Below are 17,004 nucleotides of genomic sequence, written 5' to 3' on the forward strand. Positions count from 1 at the left end.
TGAGCGCCCCCTTCGACATCAACCGCTCGGCGTTGAACGCGAAGGAAGACCCATTGATGCGCGGCGGCGCGCGACAGCGCTCATGGATGGATGCTCGTCATCTCACACTCTCTCGGTCAATCCCGGGAGCGCGCAGGTCGACTCGATGGTGCCGTGAGCGATCCGGTCCCTCTGCGGCGCAGATCGACTACCCTGGCCGGCCGTGACGACGGACTCCACACGCCAGAAGCTGAGGTCGCCCGCCGAGCTCCGGCGCTCGATGGGCGCCGCGGCGCGGAGCCGCCCAGGAAGCGCCGCACCACCGCTCGCCGAGCGCGTGATCCCGTGGCTGCTCGGGGCCACCGTCGCCGGGTCCGTGCTCGCCATCGGCGCTGTCCATACGCCGACGCTGGCCCTGGTGTCCGCGGTCGTGGCGATCGCCACCGCGCTCTCGCTCCGCGCCAGCGCGCTCACCGGCGAGCCGTCTCACGTGAAGACGCTGCCGGCGCTCACGCTGCTCGGCTTGACCGCGTATACGCTGCTGCAGGCCGCGCCGCTGCCGCTCGCGTGGCTCGATCGGCTCTCGCCGGCGAGCGCCGACATCTGGTCGCGCTCCCTGATGCCGCTCGGCGAGGCGGCGCCGCGGTACGCCAGCGTCTCGCTCGACCCCGGGGCCACGCTGGTAGAGGCCGTGAAATGGTTGACCTATACCGGCGTCTTCATCACGGCCGCGTTCGTCGGCGCGCGGCGCGGCGCGAAGCTCGGGGTCACCCTGGTCTTCGGCAGCGCGTTCCTCGCCGCGCTCACGACGATCGCCCACGGGCTGCTCGGCGCGACGACCGTCTTCGGCCTGTATCAACCGCGGTTCTCGGTGGCGTCATGGCACGTCGGGCCGCTGCTCAACCCGAACAACCTCGCCGGTTACCTGAACCTCGGCATCCTCTCGGGGGTCGGGCTGCTGCTCACGAGCAGGCCGATCCTGCCGGCCTGGGTCGTTGGCGTCGGGCTCACCACGATCGTCGGGGTCGGCATCATCGCGTCGTCTCGCGGAGGGCTGCTCGTGCTGCCGCTCGGCCTCGCCCTCTTCGCGTTGCTCTCACGGCGGCGGCGCAGCAGGCACCGCGCCGGCCTTCGCGGCCGGGGCGCGACGGCCTGGCTGCTGAGCGTGGCCATCGGCGGCGGCGCGCTGCTGGCCGCGCTCGCCGCGACGAACCGCACGCTCTCGGAGATGGCGGACGACAACCTCGACAAGCTGTCGCTCTTTCGCTCGACGCTCCCGCTGCTCGCGGATCACTGGCTCCTCGGCATCGGGCGCGGCGCATTCGAGACGGTGTTCCCCGCGTACCGGCAGTCGCCGGGGAACATCGTGTTCACACACGCCGAGAACGTCGTGATCCAGTGGGCGGCGGAGTGGGGTGCTCCGGTCGCGGCGGCCTCGCTCGTCGCGCTCGGCGTCGCGTTTCGCCCGGGCAAGCTCGCCCTGCGCGCGAGCACGGCGGCGCTGGGCGCCTGGGTCGGCTGCGCGGTGCTCCTCCTCCAGAACCTGTTCGATCTCGGGCTCGAGGTGCCAGGCGTCAGCATCGCGCTCGCGGCGACCCTGGGCTCGCTCTGGGGTGAGGCCCATGGCGAGCGGCCGCGGCATGAGGCTACGGCAGGCGAGCCCGGCCAGGAGCGGTGGCGGCCGTGGCAGGCGGCGGCTTGCGCCGCGGCCTCCGCGCTCGCGCTCGTCTCCCTGATGGTGCGCTTCGGCTGGCGCGACGTCGACCACGACCGCCGATCGTTGCGCGCGCAGAGCGACGCCGGCGCGGCGAGCGGCGCCGGCTGGCCACATCTCCGCGAGGAGCTCCGCGCGGCGATCCTCCGCCACCCCGCGGAGCCGTACTTCCCGTTGCTCGGCGCGGTCGCCGCGCTGCGCGGCAGCGGCGAGAGCCCCATCCCATGGCTCCAGCGCACGCTCGAGCGCTCACGCCGCCACGGCCGCGCTCACCTCCTGCTCGCGGAGGTGCTCGCGTCGCGCGGCGCCAAGGAGCAGGCGCTCCTGAGCCTGCGGCTCGCCGTGGAGGACGACCCCGGCGTGACCGACATGGCCGCGGGGCTCGCCCGGCAGTGGACCCAGACGTGGGAGGAGCTGCTGCGGGCCGTGCCGGAAGGCAACGCCGGGGTCGCGGTGCTCGAGCGCATGGCCACCGCGGGCGACCGCCGGGAAGAGGTCGACCTGCGCCTGCGCTGCGCGGAGGAAGCGATCGCGCGCGACCGCGCGCGGGTCGGAGCGCACTGGGCTGCGGGCGATGCGCTGCTCGCGATGCTGGAGGCCCCGGGCTCCGCCCGCTGCGGCGGTGACGACGGGCGGAGGGCCGCCTGCGAGCGGGAGATCGAGGCGCACGCGGCGGCGGTGCAGGGCCTCGACGACCACTCGTTCTTCGCGGTCCAGCTGAGGGCGCGGCTCCTCCTTCTGGGCAAGAAGAGCGCGGAGGCGGAGCAGCTGCTCGCGGGGAGCTGCGAGCGGCTGGACAACCGGGCCGGCTGTCTTCGGCTGCGGGTCGTCGCGGCGGCGCAGATGGCCTCGTCCGAGAAGCTCCTCCCCGCGCTCCGCGAGCTGCTCTCCGCGTCGTGCACCACGCTCGCGGCGTGCGCGGCGACGTCGACCTGGGCCGGCGACCTGCTCGCGGCGCGGGAAGATTATCCGTCGGCCGTGACCTACTACGCGCGGGCAGCGCAGGACGAGCCGACGGAGGAGCGCCTCCTCAAGCTGGCCGACGCCGCCAGCCGCGCGGGCGCGCACATCGAGGCGTCGAAGGCGCTGGAACGCCTGCTACAGCGGCGCGGGGGCAAGGACCCCGAGCTGCGCAAGCGGGTCCTCGAGGAGAAGGCGAAGGCGCTGGCGCCCTCGTTTGTCCCGTAGGTAGACTGCGCCCCCCCGTCCACGTGCGCGCGCCCAGTTCCATCGAGCGAATCGTTCCGTGAAGTTGTCGTCGTTGCTGCGCGCCTTGACGCATGGAGGCACCGGGGTCGCGTTCGCTGTCCTCCTGCCGCGCGCCGCCTCGCTCGCCGCCCAGTGGGTGCTCACGCTCGCGGCCGGACCGGCGGAGCTCGCCGCCCTCGCCAACTACACGTCCCGAGGGATGGTCGTGGTGGCGCTGGTCGCCGCCGGCCTCTCGCCGACCGTGGCGCGCAGGGCGCGAGCGATGGCGACCAGGGCCGGGCGCGCGCTCGCCGGCGGCGCGATCGCGCTCATCGCGTTCATCGCCTTCAGCGTCACGCTCGCCTACGAGCTGGGGTCCGGGCTGGGCGTCATGGCGGGGGTGATCACCGCCTTCTTCAGCGCGTGCTCGCTCTTCGCCGCCGCCTCGAAGAGCATCTTGCCCATCTGGCAGCTGCAGGGGCGCTTCCTGCAAACGCTCGCGGTGGTCGTCGTTTTCTCGCCGATCGCCTCCATGGCGGCCGCGCTGGCAGGCAGCCCGGCCGGGGTGGCCGTCGCCGTCGGGTTCGCCGGCGCCACGCCCGCGTTGCTCCTCGTGCGCCCCACCCGCCTCCGGCGCGCCGCGCGTTATGCGATGCTCGTCGTCCGGCGCTCGGTCCCGTATTCGATCGCGAACTTCTCGACGGTCGTCGTCTATCCGCTCTCGCTCAGCGTCGGCCAGTCGCTCCTCGGCGCTCATCGCGCCGGGCAGCAGGTGCTCTACTGGTCGTTCGTCGCGGCCCTCTCGCAAGCGTCGCAGGCGTTCGCCGCGCGCGCTGTCGCGCGCACGGTCGGACCGGGCGGCGAGGCGGACTGGCACGCGCGCGCCCTGCGCGCCTGGCTGCCGGCGGCGGCGGGGCTCTCGGTCATCGCCGCGATCATTTACGTGCTCTTCGCTGTCCCGATCTCCTGGCTGCCCTTCTCCGGCGCCGCGCGCGACGCCGTGACGCTGACCATGCTGGTTTCGGGGGTCGGCCCGCTGATCACGGACTCCATGTGTGTCTACTTCTGCGGCCCGCGATCGCGCCGCGCGCTCCCGGCCGGCAGCGTGCTGAGCAGCGCGTGCCTGGCCGGCCTCCTGCTGCTGACGCCCGAGCCCGTCATCCGGCATTTCGGCGTGTTCGGCCCGTCCGTGCTCGTCGGCGTGGCGCGGCTCGCTTTCCTCATCGACACGCCCGTGCGGCGGTATGCGCTGGCCGCGATGCTCCTGCTGGTCTCGGCCTTCGTGCTCGCGCTGGCGCTGGGACAGGGTGTGGGCGTATAGCTCCGCGCGTCAGGGGGCCCTGACGCGATCGCGGGACGCGCGCAACGACACGCGGAATCGCTAACGTGCGTGGCGCGCGCGCGGCGTCTCCCGGAGGCTTGACCGGGCGATGGCGGTCGCGCGGCGCCGCGCGACCGCGAGGAGCGCGGCGGCCCATGCGCCGATGCCGGCCGCCCAGGAGGCCGCATGCTGCCCCGGCGCCTCGGAGCAAACGCAGCCGCGACCATAGAGGAGCGTGTCGTCCAGCGCTGCGGCACCACCAGCGACACCGCCGCCAGCCCCGCCCCCGCCGGCCGCGGCGTCCCCGCCGCCCCCGCCACCCCCCTCCCCCGCGACCCCGCCGGTCCCGCCCCCTGCTCCGCCGATCCCGCCCCCCGCGCCGCCGATCCCGCCGGCCCCACCACCGCCTTCGCCCTGGGGCATCCTCACGATCACACCATCTGACCCGCGGTCCGGGGACAGCCCGGCGGCGGAGACCGCGCGCACACCGACGTAGTATTTCGCCCCATCGAGCAGCGGCAGACCGCTGATAGAGGCCTCGGAGACGTCGCCGACATCCCGCCACGCGGGCGAGTCGATGTAATCGCCCTGGCCGCCCACCACCGCCACCTGATACGAGGTGGCCGCAGCGACCTTCGACCATCTGACATGGAGAGTGTCTCTGGTGTTGATCTCGTCGACGTCGCCCTCCACGTCGGGTCTGCTCGGGTCGACATCCAGGACGAGCTCGGGCGCTGGCAATATCTCGTGCCGCAGGTTGTAGAGATAGCCATCTGCGACGCTCACCACGATGTCATCATGGCCGTCGCCGTCCGTATCGGCGAGGATCGGCGCGCCGACGGGGTTGCCGAAGTGATGGGACCAGAGAAGGCGCTTCGAGCACGCGTCGACCGCGTAGAGAAAACCGTTCGTGGAGCCGACCACAACCGTGCTGCCGTCGGAGGCGCGCCCCGTGAGGTTCCGCGAAATGGCCACGTCGCCGAGCTGGCCGAGGAGGGCGTCGGCCTGCCGGGCAGCCTGCTCGTCGGCGAACGCAGCGTCGCCGGCGAGGACGATGGAGGTCGCTCGCCCTGCGATGGAGGCGTCGAGCTCGGTGAACGTGAGGCGCGACGGCATCATGAACGACCCCTCGACGAGGAGCGACCTGCCCTCGCACGCGGCGATCGCGCCGTGAGGATACGGACGGCTGTCGTCCGTGCCCCTCCAGAGCGCGTCCCTGAGGTCGTGCGATAGCGTCCGCGCAGGGAAGCGCCCGCCCTGGAGCGTCATCTCGAGCCGAGGGTCCCCCGACACGTCGGCAAGGATCGGCATGAAATAGGTGAGCGACTCGGCGCTCTCGCCGAGGAAGCTGCCGTCGAGACCGGAGAACACCCGGGCGGAGTTGATCGCGAGCGCGACGTCCTGCGCCCCGTCGCCGTTCCAGTCCGCGAGCGCGGCGGCCTGGGTACCGGCTCCGGCGGCGATGGGCTGACTCCAGCGCACCTCGCCGCTCCGATCGATCGCGAGGACGTCGGTGTGCAGGTCCTGATCGACCGTGAGCGCGACGAGCTCGTGGGCGCCATCTCCATCGAGATCGCCGTGCAGCACGTCCCACGCAGGCGGCTTCTCCAGCGGGACATCGCGCGTCTGCCTGCCGCTCGCGTCGAGCATGGCGATCGAGTACTTCGCCGGATCGGTGAGCGGGTGGCGCCTCCTGAAGCACGCGAGGGTCGCCGGCGCGCTGCCCTCGGCAGGCGCGATGGAGGCGCCAAACGCATCCATCACGCGCCAGGCCGGCTTGGCGGGCGCGACATTGCTCGCCCCCTCGGACGCGATCCGGATGAGGTCACCCCGGCTGTCGACCACAACGACGCTGGCCGCCGTGTCGTCGGGAGACAGCTTCGCCGCGAGCGGAGCGCGACCGAAATCGACGTAAGCGCCGGGACCGGTGCTGTAGCCGCCGACGCGCAGACCGGGCAGGACATCGCGCCCCTCCCGCACCAGGTTCGTGGGCGCGAGCGAGGCGTCGAGCAGCGTGAGAAACCCGTCATCGCGAGAGACGACGAGCCGCGGCGACGCCGCAGAGGCCACCGGCAGCGTATCGAGCGCCGCAATATCGACGCCGGGCTCGATGGGATAGGAGGCGGCCGGCGACACGCCCCCCTCGAGCACCTCGTAGGCGGTGAGGGCCCCGGGCTCCGAGGTCGCCTCGAGCACGAGCTCGCCGCGCCCATCCCCGGTGAGATCCGGCGTGACCAGCGACCAGATATGGCCTGACCTGCGCGACCTCGACCAGTCCATCCGCGTGCGTATCCGCTCTCCGTCGAGCGACCAGAGCGGCTCGACCCGATCGGCTCGGCTACGGCTGAACCGGAAGGCCGACACGTGTTCCTCGCGTGACGTGAGGATCCACTGCTCGGCGTCGGGGCCGCCCTCGATCGCGCCTCGCACTATCTCGCCGGGGATGGCGGCGAGCTCGTCGCCTGTGGCTGCGTCGAGCACGAAGGTTGTCCACGAGCCCCCCGTGCTGCCGCTCGCCAGCACCTCGAGCGCGCCGTCGCCGTCGAGATCCCACGTGAGCTGCGTCGGAGCGCGGGCGTCGCCGCCGTCCTTCGGCGCGAGCGTCTTGCGCCACACGACGGCGAGCGACGGGCTCTCACCCGGCCTGTGCTCGAGCAGGGTGATCTCCCGCGCGCCCTGCTGGCCGACGACGCGGTTCTGAAAGCAGAGCGCTTGCTGCCGCGGCGCGGAAGGGTCGCCCACGGTCACGGCCTCGCACGCCGCACCTCCGAGGTAGGCGCCGATGCTCGCCGACTCCGCGAACACGGTCCCTGTCCCTGCGACGAAGAAGAGCCGATCGTGCGAGGCGACCAGGATGTCCGACGTCCCGTCGCCGTCCCAGTCGCCGACCGTATTGACCGTGGCGCTGCAGTGAGAGCGTCGCGGGGGCGCGGGCAACCTCTCCACGGCACCGAACCCGCGCGCGAAGCTGTAGATCACGCCCGGGCTGTCCGTGCGAACGGAGCAGCAGCCGCACTCGTCGAGGAAGAGATCGAGGTGGCCGTCGCCATTGAGATCGGCGAGGCGCGCAGCGCCGAGCGTTCCGAGCTCCGAAGCGTCCTCTCGCCAGAGGATCGCCCCATCGGCGCCGGCGACGACGGCCGCCCCCGCGCCGCTGAGCACGACCGCTTCGAGCGATCCGTCGCCGTCGAGATCATCGAGGGCGTGCAGCGTCTGGAAGCCCATGAAAGGGGTGCTCCAGCGGACGAAGCCCTGCGGATCGGACATCACCACACGGCCGCCGGAAACGAAGAGCAGGTCGGCCTCGCCGTCCTGGTCCGCGTCGCCAGCGAGCACCTTGCCCGTCGAGAGCACGCCGCCGAGGTATGCCCGCCAGTAGGGCGCCGGCTTTTCGATATTGCTCGTGGAGGACGTGGCGCCCGTGCGCTGCGGATCGTGACGGGCAGAGGCCCAGTCGGCGGCGGCCAAGGTGCCGTCGAACAAGAGCGCCGAGCAAGCCGCGCTCGCCACCGCGCGGCGCCTCAAGGAGGAAAATCGTTCCATGCTGCCCTTCCGGACGCGCCCCACCGCCAGCGGCTCGGCGGAAGTCTACGCGATCGCGACCGAGGTAGCACCGCGCACAATGGGCTGCACCCAGCGGCTCCGCGACCAACGTGGTAAGCCGCCATACCATTCGCGCACACCCTGCTACATCGTCCCCTTATTCCACTCGCAAGCTTGAATTTTAGGGGCTCGGAGAGCACCTTAGCCGTCCTCCGGACCCCTAGCTGGATGGTGGCGCCTCGAGCGCGTGACTTATGGCGGACGAACCCAGAGCCTTTCCCACGATCGCGACCCGCAACGACGCCCCTGGCGAGCGCACCATCGACATCGTCACCGCGTGGCGGACGGTCAGCAAGCACTGGGCCATCGCGTTGACGACGCTGCTCTGCGTCGCCCTCAGCGTCACCTTCTACACGCTCGGCCAGAAGAAGATCTACCAGTCGACGGCGACATTGCAGTTCGATCCGAACCCTCCACGGCCCCTCGGCCGGGGCGTCGACACCGTCGTCGACATGGGCTCCGGCTCGTACTGGAACAACCGCGAGTACTACGAGACCCAGTACAAGGTCATGCGATCGATGCGGGTGGCGCTGGCGGTCGTCGCCCAGCTCAACCTCCAGAACGACGCCTACTTCCTGAAGGATCTGCCGAGGGACGCGGCCGCTCCCGCGCCGATGAGCGTGAGCCCGGAGGAGGCCGCCGAGCTGCTCCGCGAGCGGCTCGCCGTGGAGCCGGTGAAGGACAGCCGCCTCGCCATCGTCCGCTACAACGACGCAGATCGCGAGCGGGCGCAGCGCATCCTGTCGCTGCTGATGGACGTCTACATCGAGCAGAACGTCGATGACGCGCTCACCTCGACGAACTCGGCGGTCGACTGGCTCCGCACGCAGCTCGAGAAGCTGAAGAACGATCTCGAGACGAGCGAGACGTCGCTGCATGAGTACAAGAAGAGCAACAACATCCTCGACATCGATTTCGAGGACAAGACCAACCTGCTTCGCGAGGAGATGAAGCAGATCAACGACGCCCTCACGACCGTGCGCACGCGGCGCGAAGAGTTCGCCGCGCGCAGCCACGAGCTGTCGAAGGTCGACGCGAACAACCCGCTCGATCTCCCCGCCTCCGAGCTCATCCAGAGCCCGGTGCTCCAGATGCTGCGCGGACGCCACGAGGAGTTCGTCCGCGAGCGCGACGCGCTCATCGGCTCCGGCAAGGGCGAGAACCACCCGGACGTCCGCGCCGCGACCGAGCGGGTGGCCGCCAACAAGAGCGCGCTGATCGCCGAGATCAAGAATGTTCAGGGCGCGGTGAACCGCGATCTCGCCATCGTGAAGCGCCAGGAGGCAGGCCTCGCGGGGCTGCTCGACGGCGCCAAGAAGCAGGCCTTCGAGCTCAACTCCCTCAAGATCGAGTACGACCGGCTCCGCAGGACGAAAGAAAACACGGAGAAGCTCTATCAGCTCGTGCTGGAGCGCACGAAGGAGAGCGATCTGCAGCGGATGATGCGGGTGAACAACATCCGCGTCCTCGACAGGCCGAACCTCCCGCACATGGCGATCCGGCCCCGCGTGGGCGTCAACATCGCGATCGGCGTCCTCGCCGGGCTGCTCCTCGGCATCGGAGCGGCGATGGCGCGGGCGATGCTCGATCGCACGCTGAAGACGCCCGAGGAGGTCGAGCGGGAGCTCGGCCTGCCCTTCCTGGGCCTGCTCCCGGAGTTCGACCGGCGGGACCGGGGCGACGCGGTCCCCCGCAGGGCGCGCCACCGGGGTAAGCCTGCGGCTGAGCCGAGCCGGCCCGAGCTCATCGTCCACGATCGGCCGAAGAGCGGGATCGCCGAGGCGGCCCGGGCCATCCGGACGAACCTGCTCTTCATGTCGCCTGACCAGCCCTACAAGACGCTCCTTGTCGCGAGCGCCGGCCCCGCCGAGGGCAAGACGACGGTGTGCTGCTGCATCGCTGTCGCCATGGCGCAGGCTGGCCAGCGGGTCGTCCTCATCGATTGCGACCTTCGCAGGCCACGCCTCCATGCCATCTTCAAGAAGGGGCCAGAGATCGGCGTGACGAGCGCGCTGCTCGACGACTCGGTGGTGGACGACGAGAACGCGCTCATGACCGAGGTGGAGAACCTCTACGTCATCCCGGCCGGTCCCATTCCGCCGAACCCGGCGGAGCTCCTGCACAGCGAGCGCTTCAGGGCGTTGCTCCGCAAGCTCCAGGGCCGCTTCGATCGGGTGATCATCGACAGCCCGCCCATCGGCGCCGTCACCGACAGCGCCGTGCTGTCGACGCTGGTGGACGGCACCGTGCTCGTCGTGCGCGCCTCCGCCACGACGCACGACTTCGCGCGCCACGGGATCCGCGCGGTGCTCGATGTCGGCGGCAAGACCGTGGGCGCCGTGCTGAACGCCGCCGACCTGAATCGCCGGGAGTACGGCGCGTATCGCTACTATGGCGACAAGAAGGACGGGTACTACCGGGCGCCTGCCGAGCACACGCCGCCGGACGACGCGGACGCCCCACCGCCTCCCCTGCCGAACTGAGGATCTCCGCCGTTGCTGTCGCTGAGACTCCCCCGCGCGAACGGCGCCCGGCGCGGCGCCGGCATGGCCCCGCCGAAGAAGAGGCTGCCCCCTGGTCGCCTCTTGGCGGTGTTCCTCGTCGCGACGCTGGCCTCGGCAGGCCCCATCCTGGAAGGGACGTTGGGCGATGGACGCGGGTGGACGATCGGCCTCCTGTTGCTGCTGGTGGCGCCGTCGATCGCGCGGGCCGGCGGCCCCCGTTTCCATCCGCTGGATCCGGAGACCTACGTACCGGCGACCTATTTTCTCAGCGTCGGCTATACCCCCGTCCTGAACCTGCTGACGTCCTACGGGTTCCACCTGGCGAGCTACGACGCGGCGGCCATGGAGGTGAGTTACGCCGGCGCGACCGGCTGCGCCCTCGCGTGCACGGCGTTGAGCCGCGCGCCGGAGAGCCCCGACGCAGGGCGGCCGGTCCCTGCGCGCATGCTGGACCAGGACTGGGCGACGATCTTCGTCGGGCTGCTCGGGATCGGGCTCGTGGTGGTGTGGATCGCCTCGATCGGCGTGGGGAAGTTCTTCACGATGAGCTACGCCGCGAACCACCTCGAGGAGGAGGGCAAGGGCCTCCTGACCTCGGGCTGGTTCCTGGTCAAGATCGCGATCGCTTACTGCTTTCTCCGGTTCACCGCGGTCCGCAAGGCCGGCTTACCCGTCCCGAAGATGCTCCTCGTCGCGGGCTCCTGCTTCCTCGCGACCATCTTCCTCAACACGATCATGGGGCGGCGAGGCCCCCTCGTCTGGACCGTCCTCTCCATCGGGCTCGCCCTCCACGCCTACGGGGTCCAGATCCGACGCCGGTATCTCGCCCTCGGCGCGGTGGCAGTCCTCTTCTACGGCATCGCCGTCGAGGGCGCGCGGGCCGCCCAGGGGAGCGGGTTCGACGCGCAGATCACCGCGGCGATCACGCACCTCGAGCGGACCGAGAACCCCTTGGAGATCGGCGAGCTCAAGATGGTTCACGCCAATCTCGTCAACATCGTGAACGAGCGGCCGCCTATCATGCACTACGCTGGCGAGAGCTGGATCAACGCGTTCCTCATCCTGGTGCCCAAGCCGCTCTGGAGCGAGCGGCCGCTCGGCCTGGGGCAGCGTTATGCCCTGTGGATGTCCCCCGATCTCGCGCGTCACGGCGGCGGCTTCGCCATGAGCGCCACCGCCGAAGGCTTCATGAACCTCGGCGCTCTCGGCGCGGGCATCCAGATCGCGTTCATGAGCGGGCTCTTCTTCGTCCTGCCGCTCCTCGTGGCGGGCGCCCGCGATTCGACCATGCTCGCCCGCGCGTCCGCCGCGACCCTGTCCTCCTTCGCCTACAACCAATTTCGAGGCGAGTTCACCGCGCTGCTCAAGATCACCGTTTCCCTGGGGTTCGCCACGCTCGCGGTCGTCCTTCTCACCTCGTTGCTCAAGCACCTCCGCCAGGCGCTCTTTGCCCTGCAACCGGCCCACGGGAACCCTGAGCAGGCCCCTCGCGCGGCGCGTCTTGGCCGGCCTGCGGCGCCGCCGGGCCTGCCTGCGTCGCGCCGCCCGTAGCCAGCCGCGGATTGTCTCGCCCGATGCGGGCCAGCAATGCGTACGCGGTGGCCGGCAGGCTCGCCACCAGGTACGCAGCCCCTTTCCAGCGCGAAAGGCTCCCCTGCTCGACCAGATCGGCCACCGCCAGCACCAGCATCGGCGCTCCGAGGCCTGAGGCCAGATGCAGCGACGGAGGCCAGGAGCGCCACCGGTGAAGCATCCACGCCGCCACGGCGCCGAGGAAGCCGAGCGCGACGCACAGACGCGAGCCAGAGAGCAGCCCTTGCGCCCGGCTCACCAGGTGCAATGGCGGGTAAACGAGCGGGTTCAGCTGCCAGAAGACGGCGTGCAGGAGCAAGGCCGTCGCCGAGCCCAGAGCGGCCACGGCGACGGCCCGGCGCGGCTGCGCCGAGAGCAGGCTGAAGCCGACCAGCAATGGCAGGTAAGAGAAGGAGATCCGCGCGGTGGCCAGGCATCCGAGCAGCACGCTGAGCGCGACGAGGGCCCATCGAGGCGCGTGAGGCTGCCCGAGGAGCAGGGCCGTGCTGAGCGCGAGCAGGCCAAAGGCCGGCAGATCGCTGCCCACCGCCGCGAGCTCCCACAGCAGCACGCAGCTGAACAAGGCGAGGACGAAGGCGCTGGTGAAGGACCACCTGTGCTGGGTGAACCGCAGCGCGAGGACGGTGGCCGCCAGGGCCAGCGCGGTGCTCAGCGGATAGACGCCGAGCGCCGAGAGCGGGGCCCAGAGCGCAACCCACCCGGGACCGGGGCTGAAGGGGTTTCCCAGGTACGTCGTCGACTCATAAGGATTGTGCAGCGCGACCAGCGCTCGCCCCGCCACGATCATGGCGTCGTCGGCGTCGGAGCCAGCGCCGCCCTGCTTCCGGCCGTCCGCCAGAGGGTAAACAACCGTCCCCACGAGCGCCAACGTCCCCGCCAGAGAGGCGCCGGGCCACGGGGTCTCCAGCCACCGTTTCAGGAGCTCGGGAGGGTGGAGCAGCAGCCTCAGGCCGATCCACGCGGCCAGCAGAAACGCCGGAACGGCGATCCATGGCGCGGGAGCGAACTTCGCCAGGGGCTGCAGCGCGGGGAGCTGAAGGGCGACAAAGAGGCCGAAGGGCGCCCAGTGTTTCGCAAGAAAGCGCATGGCGGCAGCTGAGGCGGGGATCTCGGCGGCCCGTGGCCGCCCGCGACGCTGGCGCCTGGACGAAGAGCTCGGGAGCCGCGCGCGGGCGTACTGCCGGCGCCGCCCGCGAGGCTACCAGGATCACCGGCGCGTCGGGTGCCGATTCTGCGATCGGGGATGAATGACACCAGCTCTCGACGCACCGATGTCACAGCTGCTGCGAGCGGCTCAAACGAAGACGAGAGCGTCAGATGCCGAGACGAACGGCAGGCATACGCGGAGTTCATCACGTGAGCTCGACGGCGAGAGCACCCCTGTCTTCGGTGGGAGAAAGTAGTTGACGTCGAGCATGCGAGTCAGCCATTCTCCGGGCCAGAACGACGCCTCACGATCGACGCGGGCCATGCGCATCCTCTACGTCACTCCTTATTTTCCTCCCGAGCCAGGGGCTCCCGCAGCGCGGGTCTCGGAGCTCGCCCGAGCCTGGCAGCGCGCTGGACACAACGTCACTGTCCTCACGGGCATGCCGAACCACCCCACGGGCGTGATCCCCCCCGAATACAGGGGTCGGATCCGCGTCGAAGAGGATTTTCACGGAGTACGGGTACTCCGCACCTGGGTGTACGCTGCCGCCAACCGCGGCAAGGTGCGTCGCTCGCTCGCGTACGGTTCGTTCGCCCTGTCGGCGCTCACGCTGGCGCAGCGTGATCTCCCTCGGGCTGACGTGCTCATCGCGACGAGCCCCCAGTTCCTCACGGCTGTCGCCGGCTACGGCCTCTCCAGGCTCCGCGGGCTGCCGTTCGTGTTCGAGGTGCGCGATCTCTGGCCCGAGTCGATCGTGGCGGTGGGCGCTCTCCCCGAGGGCCATGCGGTGGTGCGAGGGCTCACGCTCGTCGAGGAGCATCTCTACCGCGCGGCCGATGAGATCGTCGTCGTCACACGGAGCTTCCGCGAGCGGCTGATGGAGCGGGGGGTGCCCGCCGACAAGATCGAGGTCATCCCCAACGGCGTCGATCTCGGTCGCTTCAAGCCATCCTCGCGCGACACGCCGCTGCGCGCGGAGCTCGGCTTCGGGGATCGCGTCGTGGTGGCGTACGTCGGCACGCATGGGATGGCGCACGGCCTCACCGCGGTGCTCGACGTGGCGCATGGCCTCCGCGCTCGCGACGACATCCGCTTCTTGTTCGTGGGCGAGGGCGCCGAGCGGGCGAACCTGGAGACACGCGCGCGGGAGCTCGGGCTCTCCAACGTGACGTTCCTCGGCGTGCGCCCGCGCGATGCGATGACCGAGGTGTACGCCACCGCCGATATATGCCTCGTTCCATTGCGCAAGACCGAGCTCTTCCAGACGGTCATCCCCTCCAAGATCTTCGAGATCCTCGCCATGGAACGGCCGATCGTCATCTCGGTCGATGGCGAGGCGCGCTCGATCGTGGAAGAGGCCCAGGCCGGCCTGTTCGCTCCCCCCGAGGACGTGGCGGCCATGACACAGGGCATCCTCGCGCTCGCCGCCGATCCGGAGAAGCGGCGGCGCATGGGGAAGGCGGGGCGAGAGCATGTCATTCGCTCGTTCGATCGCGATACGCTCGCGCATGACTACACCGAGATCCTCGAGCGCGTGCTGCGCCGCGCGGCGTCCCGCGGCGATCGCGTCGTGAGGCGCGCTTGATGAACCTGCCCCGAGTCGCTCGCACCCTGTCACAGCTTCACCCGATGCAGGTGCTCGCCCGCCCGATCGCCCTGGCGGGGCGCGCGCGCGGTCGAGGTCCGACCGTGGCGCTGCCGCCGTCGCTCAGGTCCGACTTCGCCCCGCCGAGCGCGCCGTTCGTGGCCTTCGCCAATGCAGAACGGGAGCGCGGACGCGCGCGCCTCGCTGCCATTCCCGAGGGGTCGCTGCTCCACGTCTATGAGAACGCCTATGGGTACGAGCTCGGGGCCGATCCAGCCGTCCCTGCCCCGAGCGTGTGGGACGGCCCTGTCGCGTCGCACCCGTTTCCGGCCTCGGTCCGTGCCCGCAGGCTCGCGGTGGCGACGCGCCTCGGTCGCCCCGGGCTCGAGGCCGAGCTGGCCCGCGCGTGTCGCGCCATCGCGCTCGGACTCGAGCTGCACCTCCTGGCCAACCACCTTCTCGAGAACGCGATCGGGCTCGTCTGTGGCGGCGCCGTGGCGCGCGGGCTCGAGGCCGAGGCCTGGTGGCAGCTCGGATCGAGGCTCCTGTCCTGGCAGCTCCCGGAGCAATTTCTCTCGGACGGCGGGCATTTCGAGCTCTCTGCCTCGTACCACCTCGCGCTCACCGCTGGGCTGCTCGAGGCCATCGAGCTCTCCCAGGCAGCGGGGCGCGAGGTGCCCGAGCTCTGGCGGGTCACGGCGCGGAAGGCGATGGCGTGGGCCGCCGCCGTTCGTGCCCCCGACGGGACTTACCCCCTCTTCAATGATGCAGCCCTCGACTCCGCCCCCGAGATCGACCGTGTCCTCGCCCTCGGCGCCGCGCTCGACCTCTTCGACGCCGGGGCGACGCCCGGCGCGACGGCGGACGATCAGCCGACGGTCGTGCACCTCGCTGCGACCGGCTGGGTGATCCTCCGGTTCGGCGAGCGCGCCTGGCTCGCGTTCGACGCGGGGATGGATGGCGCCGCGTACCAGCCCGGGCACGTGCACGCAGACGCGCTCACGTTCGAGCTCTGGATCGACGGCGAGCGCGCTGTCGTCGATTACGGCGTGTCCAGCTACGTCGCGGACCGGGATCGGGAGGAGACCCGGGCCACGCGCGCGCACAACACGGTCGAGCTCGGTGGTGTGAACTCGAGCGAGGTATGGAGCGCCTTTCGCGTCGGCCGCCGGGCGCACGCCCAGATACGCCGGATCGACCATGCCCCCTCATCCCTCGCGGCTGAGGCCGAGCACGACGGGTATCGATTTCTCCAGGGCGCTCCCGTTCATCGACGAAAGCTCCAGCTCTCCGAGCGGGAGCTCGTGATCCGCGACGACGTCACGGGAGGGAGGACGAGCGTTTGCTCACGGCTCAGGCTCGACGAAGCCGCCTTCCAGCGCCGGTCGATCGCGATCGAGGGCCTTCAGCTCGCGGCAGAGCGGAGTCCGGGTGTGTGGTATCCCTGCTTCCGGCAGGCGCGCGCGGCGGTGGTGTTCTCCGGTCGTGGCGAGTTCAGGGGCGGCTGGCACGGCGGCTTTCGCCTCCGGTGGTAGCCTGCCTTGCGCTGCGCGCGGTCCGGTCCGCGCGCAGCGCGCCGAAGCGCCTCTGTGCCCCTACTCGCGCAAGAGGCTGCCGGTGAGCGTGATGCGGAACGGCTCGAGCACCTTCACCTTGTCGAGCACCAGGTGCATCGCCATGAGCGCCTGGTGCACCCCCGGAAAGAGCACCGTGTACGACGGGTGATCCACGCCGGTATGAAGCTTGTCCACGCGGAAGCCCGTCTCCTTGGCGATGCGCCTCACCGTCCACAGGGTGTTCATGCGGAAGAAGGTCGGGTACGGCTTCGCGTTCCTGCTGCCTGACGAGGCGCGCAGCAGGCCCATGTAGAACGTGTGAAACCAGTGCGGTGTCAGGTGCGTCGCGAGCCCCGAATACGAGAGGAGGTTCGGCGCCGTGAAGACGAATCGCCCACCCGGGCGCAGCAGGCGGTGCGCCTCGCGCAGCACCGCCTCGGGCTTCTCGAGATGCTCGAGCAGGTGATCCGCGGCGATCACGTCCACGCAGCCGTCCGGCAGCGGGACCGACTCGCCGAACGCGCAGATATGATGCTGCGCCGGGTTGCGCGAGAGCGCCTCCTCGTCCGGATCTACGGCGTAGATGGTCTTGCCGTCGAGCGGCACCGTCGCGACCTTGCCGAACCACAGCGGCCCGCAGCCGAGGTGGAGGATGTCCTTCGCCGGCGCGACCGCCTCATCCACGACGCCCTGGTAGACCTTCCAGTAGTGCGCGTTGTCGCTGAAACGATAATACCACTCGTTCGTCTTCTTGTTGAAACCAACGATTCGGCGCGCAAGTTCCACGATGTCTCCTCGGTCATGTCCAGGG

8 protein-coding genes are annotated in these 17,004 nt (G+C 70.6%); 6 read left to right on the top strand and 2 right to left on the bottom strand.

Translation table 11 applies throughout. From position 1 onward, the window contains the following. Positions 1–202: 202 nt before the first annotated feature. On the top strand, positions 203–2,881 hold the full coding sequence (locus WME79_RS40010) for an O-antigen ligase family protein (protein WP_437525862.1): 2,679 nt from the start codon (positions 203–205) through the stop codon (positions 2,879–2,881). A 58-nt stretch (positions 2,882–2,939) separates the two neighbouring features. Beyond that, positions 2,940–4,202 (top strand): hypothetical protein, encoded by a 1,263-nt coding sequence (locus WME79_RS40015; RefSeq protein WP_437525864.1) that lies wholly within the window; start codon positions 2,940–2,942, stop codon positions 4,200–4,202. Between the two features lie 60 nt (positions 4,203–4,262). Here the strand turns inward: WME79_RS40015 and WME79_RS40020 are convergent, their stop codons facing one another. Beyond that, positions 4,263–7,727: a hypothetical protein gene (locus WME79_RS40020; protein WP_437525865.1), complete on the bottom strand. Its 3,465-nt coding sequence runs from the start codon at positions 7,725–7,727 to the stop codon at positions 4,263–4,265. Between the two features lie 272 nt (positions 7,728–7,999). On the opposite strand from WME79_RS40020, the gene WME79_RS40025 reads away from it, so the two are divergent. The 4 genes from WME79_RS40025 (at position 8,000) to WME79_RS40040 (ending at position 16,172) form a co-directional block, all read left to right on the top strand. Beyond that, the gene (locus WME79_RS40025; RefSeq protein WP_437525866.1) at positions 8,000–10,288 is read left to right on the top strand and encodes a GumC family protein; all 2,289 of its coding nucleotides are present in this window, start codon (positions 8,000–8,002) and stop codon (positions 10,286–10,288) included. A 12-nt stretch (positions 10,289–10,300) separates the two neighbouring features. Beyond that, entirely contained in the window at positions 10,301–11,860 is a 1,560-nt protein-coding gene (gene wzy, locus WME79_RS40030; protein WP_437525868.1) for an O-antigen polysaccharide polymerase Wzy, read from the top strand. 1,511 nt (positions 11,861–13,371) lie between these two features. Continuing rightward, complete coding sequence (locus tag WME79_RS40035) at positions 13,372–14,637, top strand: glycosyltransferase family 4 protein (RefSeq protein WP_437525870.1); 1,266 nt, start codon at positions 13,372–13,374, stop codon at positions 14,635–14,637. Continuing rightward, complete coding sequence (locus tag WME79_RS40040) at positions 14,637–16,172, top strand: heparinase II/III domain-containing protein (RefSeq protein ID WP_437525872.1); 1,536 nt, start codon at positions 14,637–14,639, stop codon at positions 16,170–16,172. The genes WME79_RS40035 and WME79_RS40040 overlap by 1 nt, the downstream gene beginning before the upstream one ends. A gap of 60 nt (positions 16,173–16,232) precedes the next feature. Here the strand turns inward: WME79_RS40040 and WME79_RS40045 are convergent, their stop codons facing one another. Further along, a complete protein-coding gene (locus WME79_RS40045; RefSeq protein WP_437525874.1) occupies positions 16,233–16,979 on the bottom strand; it encodes a class I SAM-dependent methyltransferase in 747 nt (248 codons plus the stop codon). Between the last annotated feature and the right edge of the window lie 25 nt (positions 16,980–17,004).

The organism is Sorangium sp. So ce726 (genome assembly GCF_051521405.1).
Lineage (GTDB): Bacteria > Myxococcota_A > Polyangia > Polyangiales > Polyangiaceae > Sorangium.